This window comes from Amycolatopsis sp. MJM2582 (assembly GCF_000754115.1).
In the GTDB taxonomy this organism is placed as follows: Bacteria; Actinomycetota; Actinomycetes; order Mycobacteriales; family Pseudonocardiaceae; genus Amycolatopsis; species Amycolatopsis japonica.
This window is the reverse complement of record NZ_JPLW01000002.1, coordinates 1,290,799-1,308,540: the sequence shown is the minus strand read 5'-3', so window position 1 is coordinate 1,308,540 and position 17,742 is coordinate 1,290,799. Positions and strand designations below refer to the sequence as shown.

Sequence of the window (17,742 nt, the reverse complement as noted above, 5' to 3'; positions counted from 1 at the left end):
GTTCCGCCCTCGATCACGCGAATGACGGGTCAGCCGGGGACGCCGCTGAGCCAGCCGCGCAGGCGCTGGACGCGCCGGTCCTGCGGGCTCCATCGCGGGAAGCGGCGCCGCGACCGGGTGGCGAGGGCCGCGCCGTCGAGATGCCGGATCGCGGTCAGGACGTCGTCGAGCAGCGAGCCGTGTGTCTCCGGTTTCGCCACGACCCGCGGCAACCGCTCGAGTTCGGCGGCGAGCGGCACCCGGCGGCCGGAGGCGTGCGTGCCGGGACGGCGGCGGGTCTCGCAGATTCTCGTGGTCACGTCCCGGTCACCCTCTTCCCGTGGTCACGGCCGTCGAATTCGTCCCTTACGACGATGCGGTACCGAAGGCCGTTCCGGTCAGCGCCGAAGGTTGTGCCATCGAGGGCACAAAGACCCCACTCGGTCGCCGGACGGGTACGGCGGGTCACGGGTTGGCGTCGAAAGGACGGCCGGGGCGGCGGCGGTGGGACAATGCGCCGGCGCGCCGATCGCGAATCCGCACGCGGGTGAATACGGCCGTGGGCAGGATTGATTTCCGGGAATCTGCCGGACAATGGTCCGGCGAGACCACGATCGACGGAGAAGGTGCATGCCGAACCCGAACTCCCCGCAGCCCATGCCCCCGGCCGCGGCCCCGATCCGGGTGCTGCTCGTCGAGGACCACAAAATGGTGGCCGAAGCCCTCGGCGCGGCCTTCGAGGAGTTCCCGGAGATCGACCTGGTGGCGTCCGTGGAGTCCCTGGCCCACGGGATGATCGCGGCGGAGGAACACCGGCCCGACATCGTGCTCCTCGATCGGCGGCTCCCGGACGGCGACGGGATCGAGGCGATCGCCGGGCTCCGCGCGGTCTCCCCGTCGAGCCGGGTACTGGTGCTGACCGGCGACGCGAACAGTGCGATCGTCGCCAGGATCCTGGAGGTCGGCGGGGCCGGGCTGCTGCTGAAATCCGGTCTCCTCGACGAGCTGATCACCGCGATCAGGACCATCGCGGCGGGCGACATGGTCATCGACCCGGAATTGCTCAGTGGCGCGCTGGCCATGCTGGGCGGCGGTTCGGGCCGGATCGGCCCGGTGCTGACCCTGCGGGAACGGCAGGTGCTGGGTTTGATCGCCGAAGGCGCCGGGACCGACCGGATCGCCGAAGAACTGCGGCTGGCGCGGAATACCGTGCGGAATCACGTGCAGCGGATCCTGGTGAAGACCGGGACCCATTCGAAACTCGAAGCAGTGGTGCACGCACGGAAGAATGGCCTCCTCGAACGGCCGTAGCGGGAAGACGTATCCGAGTGCCAAGCTGCACTATGGCCATGCTGCCATCGGAACAGACGCCTGATCACCGCAGCGCTGTGCTCTTCGAGTTGTTCATGCACAGCGTGGCCGACTACGCCATTTACCTGCTGGACGCAGACGGGCGGGTGATCAGCTGGAACCCGGGGGCGGAACGGATCAAGGGATACTCCCAGGACGAGATCCTCGGCCGCCATTTCTCCGTTTTCTACACCGAGGCGGACGTCGCAGACGGCAAACCCGCGGCGGAACTGCTGGTCGCCGCGGAGATGGGGAGCCACGAGGACGAGGGCTGGCGTGTCCGCCGTGACGGGTCGCGGTTCTGGGCCAACACCGTGATCACCGCGTTGCGGGACGAACAGGGCGGTCTCGTCGGTTTCGGAAAGGTCACCCGTGATCTCACCGAACGCCGGAAAACACTGGAGGAAAGGACCGAACGGCGACAGGCGTTCGCGCATTTGGTCCGCGCACAGGAAACCGAACGTCGCCGTATCGCGTGGGATGTTCACGACGATTCCATTCAGTCGATGATCGCGGTGAGCATGCGGTTGCAGATGCTCGCCGCACAACGGCGTGATCCGGCTTTGATGCAACTCGACGAAGCGATTCAGGGGGCCATCCGACGATTACGGATCCTCGTCGCCCAATTGCGCCCGCCCGCGCTGAACGACGAAGACCTGATCGCTTCCGTCCGCGACTATCTCGACGAGGTCGTCGCCGGCTGGGGCCTCGACTGCACCCTGCGGCACGATCTCGCCGTCACCCCGCCGCCCGACCTCGTCGTCACCGCCTTCCGGATTCTTCAGGAGGCGCTGGTGAACGTGCGCAAACACGCGAACGCCCGCACTGTCCTGGTCTCGCTGACCGGACAGGACGACGGTCTGCTGGTGGAGGTCGCGGACGACGGCGACGGGCTGAAACCGGACGGCGAGAACCCGCACGGGACCTTGTCGGGCGAGCACATCGGAATGGCGTCGATGCGTGAACGTGCGGAAGCGGCGCAAGGCTGGTTCCGGATCTCCAGCAGGCCGGGCGAAGGTACTTCGGTGACCTTCTGGATTCCGCTGGGCCCTCCCGGACCCGTGCGGACATGAACGAAGGAGGCACTTCGATGCCGGAACCGGGAAGCAAGCGCGGGACGAGAGAAGTGGTCCGGGTGGGCGGGGCGATCGACGACCAAGGCCTGCAGCGGCTGCTGGAGGGGCTGAAAGCCGTTCGCGACGGCGATTTCAGCACCCGACTGCCCCAGGTGGACGACGTACTGATGGACGAGATGGCGGTCGTCTTCAACGGGATGGTCGATCAGCTGGCGCTGTTCACCTCCGAGGTCACCCGGGTCGCGCGCGAGGTGGGGACCGACGGGAAGCTCGGCGGCCAGGCGGCGGTGCCCTCGGTTTCGGGAACGTGGAAGGACCTCACCGATTCGGTGAACGCGATGGCGGGCAACCTCACGGGCCAGGTCCGTGACATCGCCGAGGTCGCGACCGCGGTGGCGAAGGGCGATCTCTCGCAGAAGATCACCGTCGACGTCAAAGGCGAGATGCTCGAACTGAAGAACACGATCAACACGATGGTGGATCAGTTGTCGTCGTTCGCCGACGAGGTCACGCGAGTCGCTCGCGAGGTCGGCAGTGAGGGACGGCTGGGCGGTCAGGCGGAAGTCCCCGGGGTCGCCGGGACGTGGCGGGATCTGACGACGTCGGTGAACTTCATGGCGGGGAACCTGACCGATCAGGTGCGGTCCATCGCCGAGGTCACCACGGCGGTGGCGAAGGGTGATCTCTCGCAGAAGATCACCGTGGACGCGCGGGGCGAGATCCTGGAGTTGAAGAACACGATCAACACGATGGTGGATCAGTTGTCGTCGTTCGCCGACGAGGTCACCCGTGTCGCGCGCGAGGTCGGCACCGAGGGCGCGCTCGGCGGGCAGGCCCAGGTGCCCGGAGTGGCGGGGACGTGGCGGGATCTGACCACGTCGGTGAACTTCATGGCCGGCAACCTCACCGCGCAGGTGCGCTCCATCGCCCAGGTGGCCACGGCGGTGGCGAAGGGTGATCTCTCGCAGAAGATCACCGTGGACGCGAGGGGCGAGATCCTGGAGTTGAAGAACACGATCAACACGATGGTGGATCAGTTGTCGTCGTTCGCCGACGAGGTCACCCGCGTGGCCCGCGAGGTCGGCACCGAAGGACGGCTGGGTGGTCAGGCGGACGTCAAGGGTGTGTCGGGTACCTGGAAGGGACTGACCGAGTCCGTGAACGTCATGGCCGACAACCTCACCGACCAGGTGCGGTCGATCGCTGAAGTCACCACCGCGGTCGCGAAGGGCGATCTCTCGCAGAAGATCCGCGTCGACGCGCGCGGCGAGATCCTGGAGCTCAAGGACACCATCAACACGATGGTCGGCCAGTTGTCGTCGTTCGCCGACGAGGTCACCCGTGTCGCCCGTGAGGTGGGTACGGAGGGGCGGCTGGGTGGTCAGGCGGACGTCAAGGGTGTGTCGGGCACGTGGAAGGGCCTGACCGAGTCGGTCAACGTCATGGCCGACAACCTCACGGATCAGGTGCGCTCCATCGCCCAGGTGGCGACCGCGGTCGCGAGGGGTGACCTGTCCCAGAAGATCACCGTCGAGGCCAAGGGCGAGGTCGCCGCGCTCGCGCAGACGATCAACACGATGGTCGACACGCTGTCGGCCTTCGCGGACGAGGTCACCCGCGTGGCGCGGGAAGTCGGCACTGAGGGCATCCTCGGCGGGCAGGCCAGGGTGCCGAACGTCGCCGGCACCTGGAAAGACCTCACCGACAACGTCAACTCGATGGCGAACAACCTCACCGGCCAGGTCCGCAACATCGCCCAGGTGACCACCGCGGTCGCGCAGGGAGACCTGTCCCGCAAGATCGACGTCGACGCGCGCGGCGAGATCCTGGAGCTCAAGACCACCATCAACACGATGGTCGACCAGCTTTCCGCGTTCGCCGCGGAGGTCACACGCGTCGCCCGTGAGGTCGGCAGCGAAGGACGGCTCGGCGGTCAGGCCGAGGTCGAAGGCGTTTCGGGTACCTGGAAGCGGCTGACGGAGAACGTCAACGAGCTCGCCGGGAACCTGACCCGGCAGGTCCGGGCGATCGCCGAGGTGACCAGCGCGGTGGCGACCGGCGACCTGACGCGGTCGATCTCCGTCGAGGCGCAGGGCGAGGTCGCGGAGCTGAAGGACAACATCAACGCGATGGTCCAGTCGCTGCGCGAGACCACGCGGGCGAACGAGGAACAGGACTGGCTCAACACCAACCTGGCCCGGATCTCGGGCCTCATGCAGGGCCACCGGGACCTGCGGGTGGTGGCCACGCTGATCATGAACGAGCTGACCCCGCTGGTCGGCGCCCAGCACGGCACGTTGTTCCTCACCGAACCGGGGGAGAGCGGCACGCGGCTGCGGCTGATCACCAGCTACGGGCACAGCGAGGCCCCGGACGCGCCCTCGGATTTCGCGATGGGGCAGTCGCTGATCGGGCAGGCCGCGCAGACCAAGAAACCGATCGTGGTCGACCGGACGCCACCGGGGTTCGTGAAGATCTCGTCGAGTCTCGGCTCGGCCCCGCCGGTCACCCTGATCGTGCTGCCGATCGTCTTCGAGGACCAGGTGCTCGGCGTCATCGAACTGGCGTCGTTCGGCGAATTCACCGCCGTCCGCAAGGACTTCCTCGAACAGCTGATGGAGACCATCGGGGTCAACGTCAACACGATCATCGCCAACGCGCGGACCGACTCGCTGCTGGAGGAATCCCAGCGGCTCGCCGAGGAACTGCAGGCCCGCTCCGAGGAGCTGCAAGCGCAGCAGGCGAAACTGCAGGTGTCCAACGCGGAGCTGGAGGAGAAGGCCGAACTGCTCGCCCGGCAGAACCGCGACATCGAGGTGAAGAACTTCGAAATCGAGCAGGCTCGCCAGGAGATCGAGGAACGCGCGCAGCAGCTCGCGCTGGCGTCGAAGTACAAGTCGGAGTTCCTGGCCAACATGTCGCACGAACTCCGGACCCCGTTGACCAGTCTGCTGATCCTCGCCGGGGTGCTCTCGCAGAACTCCACCCAGAACCTGACGCCCAAACAGGTCGAGTTCGCGAAGGTCATCCAATCCGCGGGCACCGACCTGCTGCAGCTGATCAACGACATCCTCGACCTGTCGAAGGTCGAGGCGGGCAAGATGGACATCCACCACGAGCCGTTCCCGCTGCGCCAGCTGCTCGACTACGTCGGCACGACGTTCCGGCCGCTGACCGCCGAGAAGGGGCTCGACTTCCAGGTCACCGTCGAACCCAACGTTCCGGAGCTGCTGTTCACCGACGAGCAGCGGCTGCGGCAGGTGCTGCGGAACCTGCTGTCGAACGCGGTCAAGTTCACCGAAGACGGCAGCGTCGAGCTCCGGGTCAAACTCGTCGACACCATCGTTTCGCCGTCCGGAGGACCCTCGCACGAGTCCCTGGTGGCCTTCAGCGTCACCGACACCGGGATCGGGATCGCCGAGGAGAACCTCGATTCGATCTTCGGCGCCTTCCAGCAGGCCGACGGCACCACCAGCCGCAAGTACGGCGGCACCGGACTCGGCCTGTCGATCAGCCGCGAGGTCGCCTATCTGCTCGGCGGTGAGATCCGGGCGGACAGTGTCCTGGGGACCGGCAGCACGTTCACCCTCTACCTGCCGGTCGCCAGGTTCACCGCACCCGTGAGCCTCGAAGAGTCCACTGTGGACAACTCCGCCGCGGAACGGCGGGTGCTGGTGGTGGAGAGCGAGCAGAACAGTCTGCTGACCCTGCTCGCCCGCGGGGTCGCGGCCGACATCGCGGACAGCCACGGCTCGGTCCAGGTCCGTGCCGTGTCGGACCCGGCGGAGGCGTTCGAGGAACTGAAACGCGACAGCTACCGCTGCGTCGTGCTCGACACCAGCATCCCCGGGACGAGCGCCTTGACGTTCCTCAAACGGCTCGTCGACGGTCCGGATCCGGTCGAAGTCCCGGTGCTGGCGTACGCGACCCGCAAGCTCAGCGCCGCACAGGACCGCTTGCTGCACGGACACGCGCGGGTGCATCCCGTCGAACTCCTGCCTTCGCTGGACATGCTGCGGGAGCGGATCATGTTGCACATCTCGGCCAGCGAACTCGAAGGCATCCTGCCGCTGATGCGCCAGCCCGAGGTGAGTCCGGTGGAGACCGTGCCCGCCTCGGACCAGCCGTCCGATCCGCCCGCCGGGCCGGCGAGGCTCCAGGGACGCAAGGTGCTGCTCGTCGACGACGACGCCCGCAACGTCTACGCCATCTCGGGAATGCTCGAACTGCACGGACTTTCGGTCGTGCACGCGCCCAACGGCCGCAAGGGTATCGAGGAACTGCTGGCCGACGACGGGATCGACCTGATCCTGATGGACGTGATGATGCCGGAGATGGACGGCCACGCGACGACGGCGGCGATCCGCGAGATGCCGAAGTTCGCCGGACTGCCGATCATCACCGTCACCGCGAAGGCGATGGAAGGGGACCGCGAGAAGAGCCTCGCCGCCGGGGCGAGCGACTACGTGACCAAACCCGTGAACGCGGAGGAACTCCTGGCTTGTATGGAACGCTGGCTCACGGACTGAAGTCCTGGCTACTCGGTCCCGTTGGCGCTGTTCGCGCAGATGCGGCGGATGGCCGCGACGATCTCGGTGTTGGGACTGCCCTTCACGAGGTACTCGGTGACGCCCGCGGACGCCATCTGGGCGATGGAGCGGGTGTCGCTGTGCGCGGAGAACGCCATCAACCGCGTATGGGGCACCCGGCGCCGGATCTCCCGCGCCATCCACGCGCCACCACCACCGGGGATCCGGACGTCCAGCACGGCGACCTCGGGGGACAGCAGCTCGGCGAGCGCGACCGCTTCGCCGGCGTCCAGCGCGACGGCGACCACCTCGATGTCCGGCTCGGAGTCCAGGAGGGCGCGCAGGGCGTCGCCGATGACCGGGTTGTCGTCCGCGACGAGCACCCGAAGTCTGGGGAGTGGCGTTCGGTTCATCACCCAGTCCGTGCCCGCGCGGTCTGCGGCGCCGGTGGTGGTCGCGGGCCCCCCGCCGAACATGGCGTGACTCAGCAAGAGATCCGGCGGTCGCCCTCGCTCGGCTGCTCGATGAGCGTCCTGGCGACGTCGTGGATCTTCATGTTGTTGTTGCGGCAGAACGAACGCAGCAGTTCGAACGCGGCGTCGATGTCGATCTGGTAGCGCTCGGCGAGGATACCCTTCGCCTGCTCGATGGGAAGCCGGTGATCCAGCGCGTACTGGAGTTGCTCGGCGCGGGCGCGGTAGAAGCGGATTCGGTTGCGCATCGCCACGAGGTCGTCGGCCGGGTCGGGAGAGCCGGGCGACGGGGTAGGCGAAAGCGTGGTCTCGGACATGAAGCGATCGTCGCAGCGGCGTGACTGCTCCGGGAAGAACAGAACGTCCTGACTCGAATGATGCAAATGAACCTGGTCCGGTCGGCGGCAGCCACTCGAACGGGCGCCGAACAGGGCCCTTTGGCCTGTCGCAGTGACCGGCCGTGCACCGTACGCTCAGCCGAGGAGGGGGAACCGTGGAGGTCGGAATGCTCCGGGTGTTTCTGGTCGACGACCACGAGGTGGTCCGTCGAGGGGTCGCGGACATGCTCGAGGAGGAGGCCGATCTGTGCGTCGTCGGGCAGGCCGCGACCTTTTCCCAAGCGCTGGCGAGGATCCCGGCGCTGCGGCCGGACGTCGCGGTGCTCGACGTGCGGCTGCCGGACGGCAACGGCGTCGAACTCGCGCGGGAACTGAGATCCCGGATGCCGGAACTCAAATGCCTGATGCTCACGTCGTACACCGACGAACAGGCGATGCTTGACGCGATCATGGCGGGCGCGAGCGGGTACGTCATCAAGGACATCCGCGGGATGGACCTGGTGGCGGCGGTCAAGGAGGTCGGCCTCGGCCGGTCGCTGCTGGACGCGAGGGCCGCCGCGACGCTGATGGCGAAGTTCCGCGACGACGCCGCCAAGAAGGGCCCGCTGGCGGGCCTCTCCGATCAGGAACGCACGTTGCTGGAGCTGATCGGCGAGGGGTTGACCAACCGGCAGATCGCCGAACGGATGTTCCTCGCCGAGAAGACCGTGAAGAACTACGTGTCGCGGTTGCTGACGAAACTCGGGATGCAGCGGCGGACCCAGGCGGCGGTGCTGGCGACGGAACTGCGGCGGCAGTGACGCTTTCGAGGCGCGATCCTCGCTCGGCCCCGAATGTCAGGAAAGGGTCGTTCAGGACGAAAAATGTCATGAACGACCCTTTCCTGACATGCGCGAGGTGCGGGATGTCCTGAAAGGGTCGTTCATGACACAGGGCGGGGTCGCGCGGGTCAAGCGGAAATGAGCGTATCGAGCAGCACGTCGTCCAGCGGCCGGCGCGGCGTCCACGGCAGCGGAGAGCCGTAGCCGACCCGCAACAGCACCTGCGGCCACACCCCGCAGCCGAGGATCCGCCGCAGTTCGGCACGGGCCTCGCGGACCATGATCGGCGGCGAGATGAACGACGCGTCGAGTCCCGTGGCGGTCGCGGTGAGCAGCACCCGTTGCAGGGCCTGGCCGGCCTGCAGCCGGTCGAGCCGGTCGTCGGTCAGCGATCCGATCGCCACCACGAGCGGGGCGGGCCGCGGATCACCGGTCGCTTCGCCGAATTCGTCGAGGAGCCAGCTTTCGTCGGCGGGGCTGCCTTCCATCGCGTAGGACGGCACACCGTCGCGGGTGTTCGCGCCCAGCCCGGTCCAGCGGCCGAGTTCGGCGAGGAAGGCGGGGTCGGCGAGTTGCTCCCGGCGGGCGCGGGCGGTGAGGTCGTGCAGGAGACGGCATTGTTCGGCGTCGAGGTTCGGCATCCACGCGTGTTCGAGTTCGGTGGCGTGGCGGAGCGCGGTGAGCGTCGGTTTCGGGACGACGCTGGAAAGGAACGGCCGCCGGTTGGTCCGACGACGGGGGATCGCCCGGGCCAGCCGCACGACCTTCTGATCGGGCATGCGTTCGGCGAGCGGGCGGACGACGGCCAGCAGATCGGGCTCGGCGCGGCTGGGCATCAGGGTCGTCGCCGGATGGAAGCCCAGTGCGTGAATCGCCGTCCGGAGGGTGAACAGGGCGGCGCCGCACGAGAGCACGAGTTCGCGTCCGTCCGGATCCGTGACGGGTAAAATACGGCGCGGATCGGCGTGCACCTCGATCCCGGTGCCGGTGCACCGGAAAAGCCACGGCTGGGTGTTGTGCGTCGACGGGGCCAACATGGCCGACCGGAGCACGGAATTCACCTGTTCGGAGTTCAAACGTCCGACCCTGGTGACTTGTATGGTCATGGTTTCCCCCGCCGCTGCGCCACGGGCAATACGGTTGTCTGATGAGACGGTCCCGCCCGCGGTGCGGGGCCGAAAGAGGAGAAAGTCACCACGGCCGGGAGTCGTCCCGATCTTCGGAGGCGGAGCAGGATGTCGGCTCATGACCGGCTGGGCGGAAGCGACGACCGGATCACCGGCGCGCTGTCCCAGCTGAAGGTTCGTGAGGTGCTGCGGGATCTCCAGGACCGCATCGAACGGCTCATCGGCACCCGCGACAAGATGGACGGCCTGCTCGAAGCGGTGCTCGCGGTCGCGTCGGGGCTGGAGCTGGACACGACGCTGCACCGGATCGTGCAGGCGGCGATCGATCTCGGCGAAGCGACTTACGGCGCGCTCGGGGTGATCGCGGACGACGGTTCGCTCGCCGAATTCGTCTATCACGGTATCGACGGCGAAACGAAGGAACAGATCGGGCATCTCCCGAAAGGCCACGGACTGCTGGGTTTCGTCATCGACGAGGCGAAACCGGTGCGCCTGGCCGACATCTCCCGGCATCCCGCGTCGGTCGGGTTCCCGCCGTGCCATCCGCCGATGCGTTCGTTCCTCGGCGTGCCGATCCGGGTTCGCGACGAGGTGTTCGGGAATCTCTACCTGACCGAGAAACGCGGGGAAAGTTTCACCGACGACGACGAGGTGGTCGTCCAGGCGCTCGCCGCGGCGGCCGGGATAGCGATCGAGAACGCCCACCTGTACGAGCAGACGCGGATCCGCCAGCGGTGGCAGGCGGCCACCAGCGAGGTGACCACGGAACTGCTGGGCGGCACCGACCCCGTCGACGCGCTCAACCTGATCGCCGGCCGGGCGCTCGAACTCACCGGTTCCGATCTCACTTTGCTGGCACTGCCCGGTTCCGGCAGGCTCGACGTCAGCCCGGACGGTGAGGACGAGGCCGACGAGCTGACCATCGCCGTGTGCGCGGGCGCGCGGGCGGCGGAGCTGACCGGGGTGCGGATCAGCGTCGCCACGTCGTTGCCGGGGGCGGTCTACCGCGACCGGACCCCGCGCAGCGTGCCGGAACTGGTACTCGGTCCCGACGGGGAGATCGGCCTCGGCCCGACGCTCGTCGTGCCGCTCCGCGCGCGGGAACGGACGTCCGGGGTGCTGATGGCGGTGCGGAATCCGGGCGCGGTCCCGTTCGAGCTCGCCCAGCTGCCGGTGGTGGCCTCGTTCGCCGACCAGGCCGCGCTCGCGCTCCAGCTGGCCGCGCGGCAGCGCACCGCCAGGGAGCTCGACGTGCTCGCCGACCGCGACCGGATCGCCAGGGATCTGCACGACCACGTCATCCAGCGGCTGTTCGCGGTCGGTCTCGCCATGCAGAGCACCCACCGCCGCGCGGATTCGCCGGAACTGCGGCGGCGGATCGGGGAGAGCATCGACCAGATGCACGAGATCGTGCACGAGATCCGCACGGCGATCTTCGACCTCCACGGCGGCGAGGCGGGTCAGCAGGGGGTGCGGCTGCGGCATCGCCTCTACGACTCGATCACCGAACTGACCGACGACACCCCACTGCATCCGACGGTCAGCCTGTCCGGGCCGCTCGACTCGATCCCGCTCCCGTTCGCCGAACACGCCGAGGCGGTGGTGCGCGAGACGGTCGGCAACGTGGTCCGGCACGCGCGGGCGAGCGGCGTTTCGGTGAGCGTCGCGGTGAAGGACGACGTCCTGCGGATCGTGGTCACCGACGACGGCACCGGGATCGGCGAGTCCGGCGGATTCGGCGGGCTGCGGAATCTTCGTGATCGCGCGGAGAAGGCCGGCGGGACGTTCCGGGCGGAGACGCGCGAAGGGGGCGGAACCAGGATCGACTGGTCCGCCCCCTTGCGCTGACCGGGGTTCAGTTCGTCGACTGCGTGGCGAGGAGCCCGTCGACTTCGACCGAGCGGGCGACGTCGGAGGCGACGGTCTCCAGCAGTTCCGCGGTGAGGTCCGAAAGCGCCCGCGTCACGGCGAGATAGGAACCGATCTGGGACGACGCACCGTTTCTCAGCCCGGCCTCCGCGATTCCGACGCCGACGAACTCGCCGCCGTCCTCGAGACGGAGCAATGCTTCCGCGCGTACCCGGTACGGCTCGTGCTGCAGGGACACGTCGATGGTCCATTTGTCCGTCATCGTGGGCTCCGTTCCGGTCATAGAGACTCTCATCGGGGCCGTCCGTGGCACAGGGTCCTTGGTCCTCGCTCTCCGCTAATCGGGGGCGAAAGTCCTCGGAACTCGTGACCGGCGGCCGCTGCGGTCGCCGGGTACCCCGGCCGATGGTGGATCAACCCCTTTCTTCGGGAGCACACGATGAAGATCCCGTTACCGACCCATGTCGACCAGGCGGTGGCGGCGGCCGTCCGTGCGCCGTCCCCGCTCAACACCCAGCCGTGGCGGTTCGTCGTCGACCGAGGGCGGATCGAAGTGTGGCTCGATCGCGCCAGGGTGCTCCGGATCGCCGACCCGGACGCCCGCGAGGCGCGGCTTTCGTGCGGCGCCGCGTTGTTCAACCTGATCGTTTCGTTGCGGTCCAACGGCAAGACCGTCTCGCTGCGGCTGGTCCCGAAGCCGGAGGAGCCGGACCTGCTCGCCGAACTCGTGATCGGCGGCGACCGGTTTTCGTCGCCGGAGGAACGGAAGCTGGCCGAGGTCGTCTTCCGCCGTCACACGAACCGCCGTCCGTTCGCGGACCGGCCGGTGCCGGTCTGGGCGCGGACGACGTTGCGCGCTGCCGCACTGGTGGAAGGCGGGCTGCTGGAACTGTTCGGCCGCGGCGACCGGGCGAACGCGGTCGCGCGAGTGCTGCACCGGGCCGAGGCCGCGCAGGCCCGCAACGGCGCGTTCCAGGCGGAGGTCGCGCTGTGGACGCGGCGGACGGCCCACGCGCCGGACGGTGTCCAGGCACCGACCAGACCGCCGTCACCGCACGGCATCCCCGCGCAGGAGTCCTTCATCGCCGCCGAACCCGAAGGCGGTGAGCCGGTGCTCGGCGCGGTCCTCACCGCCGGTGGCGGCCCCGCCGCGGATCTGCGGGCGGGAATGGTGCTGCAGCGGGTACTGCTGACCGCGACGGCCGCCGGTCTCGCGACGTCGTTCGTCGGCAGGCCGTTCGAAACCCCGGAGACCCGGGCGGCGATGGACCGGGTCTTCGCCGATCTCGGCCGCCCGCACGCGGTGTTGCGCTTCGGGTACGGCCGCCCGGCTGCGATGACGGCCCGCCGTCCGATCGGTGAAGTGCTGTTCCGGCGGTCCGAGGCGAGCCTCTGATCCCGGGGTCACCTCGCCGACATCCACGTTTCCGATCGCCGCCACCCACCCGTCATCCCGGACGGGTTCGGTCTGGGTATGAAGATCATGCGGAAATCCTTGGTGGCGCTGGCCATCGCCGGCCTATCGGTCGCGGCGTCCGCGCCGGCGGTGGCGGACGCGGACGCAGCCGGGCGCGATCGCGGCTCGATCGTCATCACCGAGCAGGCGTCCAAGCGCATCCTGGTCCTGCCCGCCGACCGGACGTCCTGGCGGGAGAGGAAGGTGAGCTGGGCGTGGGCGCCGAACGCCGCCAACGGGCTGGCGGACCTGGCCGGCTCCTGGAGCAACCCGAGCGACGCGAAGCTCGCCGAACGAGGCGGCGAGAAGTACCTGCTGACGTCGGCGTCGGGTGGTTTCGCGGCCGTCGTGCCGTATCCGGCGGGCGACCGGGCGTACTGGGCCGCGAACGTGGGCGGCCCCGCCAATCCGCACAGCATCGAACTGCTGCCGGACGGGAACGTCGCGGTGGCGGCCAGCACCGGCGGCTGGGTGCGGGTCTACACCGCCTCGCAGGGGCAGCGTTCGACGACCTACGCCGAGTACCGGCTGGTGGGGGCGCACGGTGTGGTGTGGGACGCCGGACGGAACGTGTTGTGGGCCCTGGGCACCGACGCGCTCGTCGCGTTGAGCGTCGGCGGGACGCCCGCCGCTCCGGTGCTCACCGAGCAGCGGTCCGTCCCGGTGCCGACCAAGGGCGGGCACGACCTCCAGCCGGTCCCGAACCGGCCGGATCTGCTGTGGGTGACGACGGAAGCAGGGGTGTACCAGTTCTCGAAGACGGGTGTCGCGTTCACCCAGCGCTACGCGGGCGCTCGCGAGATCGACCGGCCGCATGTGAAGAGCGTTTCGACGAACCCGCGGACCGGCCAGATCGTGACGGCCTCGGTCCAGGAAGGTCACCTGTGCACCTGGTGCACGGACACCGTCCGGCTGGCCTTTCCACGCGCCGAGCTGGCGCTGCACGGCGCGTGGATCTACAAGGCCCGCTGGTGGATCGGTTGAGCTGAACTTCCATGTCGGTACCGGCCGTTCGGGGGGCTGCCCGGCCGGTACCGACACACCAGAGAAGAGGGGCCCTCGCCGCGAGAATGACGCCTCGCCGCGTCTTTCACCTGACCGAGTGAATTGGGTCGTTCGGCGCGCGGCGTTGACCCATTCGGGGTATATGCCTCACCCGAGGAAGGTCCGCAATTCGTCGATGACGGTCCGCGGCTGCTCCTCGGCGACGAAGTGCCCGGAACCGGAGACCTTCCGCACCCGGACGTCGGCCGCCTTCGACGGCAGGACAGCGGCGAGGTAGTCGTAGTTGAACTCCGAGCCCAGCCCCAGCATCGGCGCGGTGATCTTCCCGTACGCCTTCTGATCCTCGATGTCCTGGCCGAATGCCTGGTACCAGCCGTTCCCGGCGCGAATGGCGTCCGGGCGGTCGTACGCGGCGGCGTAGATCGCCCGGTCCCGCCTCCCGATCGAGGCCGGGTCGGCCGCCAGGTGGTCGAACATCCAGTCCACGAGGAACCGCGACCGGCCGGTCAGCAGCTGCTCGGGCAGCGTCGCGACCTGGTTGAAGGCGAACCACCAGACGTTCACCGGTTGCCCGGGCGGGGCCAGCATCGGGAGCTGGTACAGGCTTTCGTCGGGGTGCGAGACGTCCATGAGCGTGACGGTCTTCGTGGCGTCGGCGTGGTTGGCGGCGAAGGCGAACGCGACCATGGCGCCGATGTCGTGCCCGGCGATATGCGCCTGCCGGTGGCCCAGCGCGCGGACGAGCTCGAAGATGTCGCGGGCCATCGTCTTCTTGTCGTACCCGCCCTGCGGCTTGTCCGAACCGCCCATTCCCCGCAGGTCGACGGCGATCACGCGATACCGCTTCGCCAGCTCCGGCATGACCTTGCGGTACTGCCACCAGGTCTCCGGCCAGCCCGGCAGCAGGATCAGCGGCTCACCCCGGCCACCGGCGACGTAATGCAGCCGGACCCCGTTGACCTGGGCGTACTCGCTGCGGAAGCCGCCGGGCAGCGACCGCGCGAGTTCGGCGTCGGTCGCGGCGGGCCGGCTCGCCTCGGCGACGCCACCCGAGGCCACCAGCGCGGCCGCGGCCCCCGCGCCGAGGGTGAGCATGGACCGGCGGTTGAGGAAGGAACGGCTGTTTTCGGTCATGTCCCGATCGTGGCCCGGTCGCGGCGCCCGCCGTGAGTGGTGTTTTCGCCAACCAGGATCAGTTTCAAGACAGCATGGGTTCCGGCACGCCCAGCCTGGTCCCGAACGTCTCCCGATACGACACCGGCGTGACCCCGACCTGGCGGCGGAAATGCGGCCGGAGCGCGGCCGACGAGGAGAACCCGCAGTACCTGGCGATCTCGTCGACCGGGAGATCGGTGGATTCGAGCAACTGCTGTGCCCGGATGACGCGCTGATGCGTGAGCCATGTCCCGGGTGCGGCGCCGGTGATCTCGCGGAACCGGCGGTCGTAGTTGCGCCTGCTCATATGCGCCCGCCTGGCGAGTTCGTCGACCGGGAGCGCGGTGTCCAGCCTGGTCAGCGCCCAGGCCATCGTCTCCGACACCGGGTCGCCCTCGTCGAGTTCCGGCATCGGCGATTCGATGTACTGCGCCTGCCCACCCGGCCGATGCGGCGGAACGACCATGCCCTTCGCCAGCCGGTTCGCCACCTCCGCGCCGCACCAGGAGCGGATCAGGTGCAGGCCGAGGTCCATCCCCGCCGCGCCACCACCCGCGGTCAGGATGTCGCCGTCGTCGATGTAGAGCACCGACTCGTCGAGCCGGACGGCGGGGAACCGGGCCGCGAGCAGCGGCGCCATCGCCCAGTGCGTGGTCGCGGGGCGGCCGTCGAGCAGCCCGGCGGCGGCCAGCACGAAGGCGCCGCTGCACAGTCCGGCGACCCGGGCACCACGGTCGTGCGCCGAGCGGAGAGCCGCCAGCGCCGCTTCCGGTGGATCCTCCATCGGCGACCGCCAGTTGGGGACCAGTACCAAGTCCGCGTCCCGGACCGCGTCGAGATCTTCGGGGACCGGGACGGTCAGGCCGCCGCCTCGCAAGGCGGTGCCGGGTTCACCGCCGACGACCCTGAGGTCGAGGTCGGGTAGCTCCCCGAAGGCCGAAGCCATCTCGAACACCCCGAACGCGAAGGACATCGCGCCGAGCGACGCCCCGTTGAAGACCACCACGGCCAGCCGTCTCATGGGGCGATTGTAGGGAGACCGGACCTGCGGTGGAGCCGGTTTTCGACTGTCCGAAGGGGACGGTAGATTCCTCGCGCACCAGGTTGGCCGGGGGAAGGAACCGTCGATGTCGTATCCGCAGGGACCGCAAGGGCCGCAGTGGCATCCGCAGCAGTACCCCCAGCAGCAGTACCCCCAGCAGCAATATCCCCAGCAGCAATATCCGCAACAGCAGTACCCGCAGCAGGGATACCCGCCGCCGAAGAAGGGCAACGGGCTGCTGATCGGCTTGATCGCCGGAGGTGGCGCGCTCGTCGTGGTCGTCTTCGTGATCCTCGCGTTCGTCGCGCCCGGGTTCCTGCTGAGCGACAGCAAGTCTTCGAGTTCCGCGACGCAGACCCCGCTGCAGCTCGACTGGGGCCCGGTGCTGGCGGGCAAGTTCATGCTCGCGGTGTTCGGTGACGAGCCCGACAAGGCCGCCGAGTCCGCCTGCGCGGATGCCAAGGACAAGGTCCGCCAGGCGGCGAAGGAGTACGGCGACCGCAATGCCTCGCTCCGCGCGAAAGACCCGCGTGCGGTGAGCCCGGACCTGATCCTGGTGACGACGACCGGCACCCTGGATCACAGCGAGCCCTACAACGGGACGATGGAGGTCCGGCGAGAGGCGGGCGACAAGTACTGCATCTCCTCGGTTTCGCCGGTTCCCGCGGGTTGAGTCAGGGGAGCAGACCCGCCCGGCGCGCATGCGTGACGGCCTGCAGCCGCGAGGTCGCGTCGAGTTTGCGCATCGCGTCCCGCAGGTAGCTCTTGACCGTCTCCGCGGTCAGGCCGAGCCGGTGTGCGATCTCGGCGTTCGTCAGCCCGAGCGCGACGAGCGAGACCGTGTCGAGCTCCCGCGGCGCCAGGTGTAGCGCAGGGGAAACGGCGCCCGTGAGGTTCTCGCACACCGCGTCGAGGCGGTCGCGGAGAACACTGTCGTCGAGCTGGCCGGAGAGCGCCCGTAACTCCGCGTAGACCTCACGAAGGCGTTCGCGCGGGGCTGCCTCCTCACGGTGTTCGGCCAGCGGTCGCGCCTCGGCCAGCCGCTGCTCGATCTCGTCCTCGACGGCCAGCGTCTGTTCGAGATCGCGCGCGGCGTGGAGGGCGGCGGTGATCGTCCGGTCGGAAAGGGTCGCCTCGTCGCGCAGGCCGCCGTAGAGCACTGCGCGGACGCGACGGCGTACGACGACCGGGATGGCGACCACCGAGTGGATCCCCTCGTCCCGGACCGGCTCGTCGTAGTCGTGACTGATCGTGGTGGCGCGGTGGTAGTCGTTGGCGACCACCGGCCTCGTCAGCGCGAGCGCCTTGCCGCCGAGACCGCAACCCGCGCGGACGGACAGGCCGTTCAGCGCGGTGCCCCGGTTGCCGAGGAACGCGGTCAGCCGCATCCGCGGTGAGGTGCCGGCGATCCCGGCGAAACCGACCGGCAGGCCGGTGTCCCGGCGCAGGTCCGAGACCGCGCCGAGCAGCTGGGCGTCGTCGACCGGCATCGGCTCACCCTCCTCGGTGATCCCCCTCGATC

The 17,742-nt window shown here is 68.9% G+C and carries 16 protein-coding genes; 8 read left to right on the top strand and 8 right to left on the bottom strand.

What is annotated here, in order from left to right:
• Positions 1-29: 29 nt before the first annotated feature.
• Positions 30-299, bottom strand: coding sequence for a hypothetical protein (locus ED92_RS16250; RefSeq protein WP_037338787.1), 270 nt, complete (start codon positions 297-299; stop codon positions 30-32).
• A gap of 310 nt (positions 300-609) precedes the next feature.
• Between ED92_RS16250 and ED92_RS16245 the strand changes: the two genes are divergently transcribed.
• From ED92_RS16245 to ED92_RS16235, 3 genes are read left to right on the top strand one after another with little or no spacing between them, the layout of a single operon-like run.
• Positions 610-1,290 carry a response regulator transcription factor gene (locus tag ED92_RS16245; RefSeq protein ID WP_037338785.1) on the top strand — a complete coding sequence of 227 codons (681 nt, stop codon included), beginning with the start codon at positions 610-612 and terminating at the stop codon, positions 1,288-1,290.
• 32 nt (positions 1,291-1,322) lie between these two features.
• Positions 1,323-2,402, top strand: a complete 1,080-nt coding sequence (locus ED92_RS16240) for a PAS domain-containing sensor histidine kinase (RefSeq protein ID WP_037338782.1) — start codon at positions 1,323-1,325, stop codon at positions 2,400-2,402.
• A 17-nt stretch (positions 2,403-2,419) separates the two neighbouring features.
• A complete protein-coding gene (locus tag ED92_RS16235; protein ID WP_037340137.1) occupies positions 2,420-6,934 on the top strand; it encodes a HAMP domain-containing protein in 4,515 nt (1,504 codons plus the stop codon).
• A gap of 8 nt (positions 6,935-6,942) precedes the next feature.
• Here ED92_RS16235 and ED92_RS16230 read toward each other — a convergent pair whose 3' ends face one another.
• Together ED92_RS16230 and ED92_RS16225 are read right to left on the bottom strand one after the other, a co-directional pair.
• On the bottom strand, positions 6,943-7,317 hold the full coding sequence (locus tag ED92_RS16230; RefSeq protein ID WP_037340135.1) for a response regulator transcription factor: 375 nt from the start codon (positions 7,315-7,317) through the stop codon (positions 6,943-6,945).
• A 101-nt stretch (positions 7,318-7,418) separates the two neighbouring features.
• A complete protein-coding gene (locus ED92_RS16225; RefSeq protein ID WP_037338780.1) occupies positions 7,419-7,724 on the bottom strand; it encodes an ANTAR domain-containing protein in 306 nt (101 codons plus the stop codon).
• Positions 7,725-7,912: 188 nt separating this feature from the next.
• Between ED92_RS16225 and ED92_RS16220 the strand changes: the two genes are divergently transcribed.
• Entirely contained in the window at positions 7,913-8,545 is a 633-nt protein-coding gene (locus tag ED92_RS16220; protein ID WP_037340132.1) for a response regulator transcription factor, read from the top strand.
• A gap of 149 nt (positions 8,546-8,694) precedes the next feature.
• Here the strand turns inward: ED92_RS16220 and ED92_RS16215 are convergent, their stop codons facing one another.
• On the bottom strand, positions 8,695-9,672 hold the full coding sequence (locus ED92_RS16215) for a nitroreductase family protein (RefSeq protein ID WP_081975807.1): 978 nt from the start codon (positions 9,670-9,672) through the stop codon (positions 8,695-8,697).
• A gap of 129 nt (positions 9,673-9,801) precedes the next feature.
• Here ED92_RS16215 and ED92_RS16210 point away from each other — a divergent pair, with 129 nt between their 5' ends.
• Positions 9,802-11,541 (top strand): GAF domain-containing sensor histidine kinase, encoded by a 1,740-nt coding sequence (locus ED92_RS16210; RefSeq protein ID WP_037338778.1) that lies wholly within the window; start codon positions 9,802-9,804, stop codon positions 11,539-11,541.
• A 7-nt stretch (positions 11,542-11,548) separates the two neighbouring features.
• On the opposite strand, the gene ED92_RS16205 is transcribed toward ED92_RS16210, so the two are convergent.
• On the bottom strand, positions 11,549-11,824 hold the full coding sequence (locus ED92_RS16205; protein ID WP_235213291.1) for a dsRBD fold-containing protein: 276 nt from the start codon (positions 11,822-11,824) through the stop codon (positions 11,549-11,551).
• A 177-nt stretch (positions 11,825-12,001) separates the two neighbouring features.
• Here ED92_RS16205 and ED92_RS16200 point away from each other — a divergent pair, with 177 nt between their 5' ends.
• Entirely contained in the window at positions 12,002-12,958 is a 957-nt protein-coding gene (locus ED92_RS16200) for a hypothetical protein (protein WP_037338774.1), read from the top strand.
• Positions 12,959-13,036: 78 nt separating this feature from the next.
• Entirely contained in the window at positions 13,037-14,002 is a 966-nt protein-coding gene (locus tag ED92_RS16195) for a DUF6528 family protein (protein ID WP_037338771.1), read from the top strand.
• A 168-nt stretch (positions 14,003-14,170) separates the two neighbouring features.
• Here ED92_RS16195 and ED92_RS16190 read toward each other — a convergent pair whose 3' ends face one another.
• Positions 14,171-15,157: an alpha/beta fold hydrolase gene (locus ED92_RS16190; RefSeq protein ID WP_037338768.1), complete on the bottom strand. Its 987-nt coding sequence runs from the start codon at positions 15,155-15,157 to the stop codon at positions 14,171-14,173.
• Between the two features lie 64 nt (positions 15,158-15,221).
• The gene (locus ED92_RS16185; protein ID WP_037338763.1) at positions 15,222-16,199 is read right to left on the bottom strand and encodes a GlxA family transcriptional regulator; all 978 of its coding nucleotides are present in this window, start codon (positions 16,197-16,199) and stop codon (positions 15,222-15,224) included.
• 106 nt (positions 16,200-16,305) lie between these two features.
• Here ED92_RS16185 and ED92_RS16180 point away from each other — a divergent pair, with 106 nt between their 5' ends.
• Positions 16,306-16,893: a hypothetical protein gene (locus ED92_RS16180; protein WP_037338761.1), complete on the top strand. Its 588-nt coding sequence runs from the start codon at positions 16,306-16,308 to the stop codon at positions 16,891-16,893.
• A gap of 1 nt (position 16,894) precedes the next feature.
• Here the strand turns inward: ED92_RS16180 and ED92_RS16175 are convergent, their stop codons facing one another.
• Complete coding sequence (locus tag ED92_RS16175; protein ID WP_037338758.1) at positions 16,895-17,710, bottom strand: helix-turn-helix transcriptional regulator; 816 nt, start codon at positions 17,708-17,710, stop codon at positions 16,895-16,897.
• Between the last annotated feature and the right edge of the window lie 32 nt (positions 17,711-17,742).

Excerpts from the sequence above, each read along its gene's own strand:
- ED92_RS16220 (WP_037340132.1), top strand. The coding sequence starts at position 7,913 with ATGCTCCGGGTGTTTCTGGTCGACGACCACGAGGTGGTCCGTCGAGGG.
- ED92_RS16185 (WP_037338763.1), bottom strand. The coding sequence starts at position 16,199 with ATGAGACGGCTGGCCGTGGTGGTCTTCAACGGGGCGTCGCTCGGCGCG.
- ED92_RS16215 (WP_081975807.1), bottom strand. The coding sequence starts at position 9,672 with ATGACCATACAAGTCACCAGGGTCGGACGTTTGAACTCCGAACAGGTG.
- ED92_RS16195 (WP_037338771.1), top strand. The coding sequence starts at position 13,037 with ATGAAGATCATGCGGAAATCCTTGGTGGCGCTGGCCATCGCCGGCCTA.
- ED92_RS16240 (WP_037338782.1), top strand. The coding sequence starts at position 1,323 with ATGGCCATGCTGCCATCGGAACAGACGCCTGATCACCGCAGCGCTGTG.
- ED92_RS16205 (WP_235213291.1), bottom strand. The coding sequence starts at position 11,824 with ATGACGGACAAATGGACCATCGACGTGTCCCTGCAGCACGAGCCGTAC.
- ED92_RS16235 (WP_037340137.1), top strand. The coding sequence starts at position 2,420 with ATGCCGGAACCGGGAAGCAAGCGCGGGACGAGAGAAGTGGTCCGGGTG.
- ED92_RS16210 (WP_037338778.1), top strand. The coding sequence starts at position 9,802 with ATGTCGGCTCATGACCGGCTGGGCGGAAGCGACGACCGGATCACCGGC.
- ED92_RS16180 (WP_037338761.1), top strand. The coding sequence starts at position 16,306 with ATGTCGTATCCGCAGGGACCGCAAGGGCCGCAGTGGCATCCGCAGCAG.
- ED92_RS16245 (WP_037338785.1), top strand. The coding sequence starts at position 610 with ATGCCGAACCCGAACTCCCCGCAGCCCATGCCCCCGGCCGCGGCCCCG.
- ED92_RS16175 (WP_037338758.1), bottom strand. The coding sequence starts at position 17,710 with ATGCCGGTCGACGACGCCCAGCTGCTCGGCGCGGTCTCGGACCTGCGC.
- ED92_RS16225 (WP_037338780.1), bottom strand. The coding sequence starts at position 7,724 with ATGTCCGAGACCACGCTTTCGCCTACCCCGTCGCCCGGCTCTCCCGAC.
- ED92_RS16190 (WP_037338768.1), bottom strand. The coding sequence starts at position 15,157 with ATGACCGAAAACAGCCGTTCCTTCCTCAACCGCCGGTCCATGCTCACC.
- ED92_RS16200 (WP_037338774.1), top strand. The coding sequence starts at position 12,002 with ATGAAGATCCCGTTACCGACCCATGTCGACCAGGCGGTGGCGGCGGCC.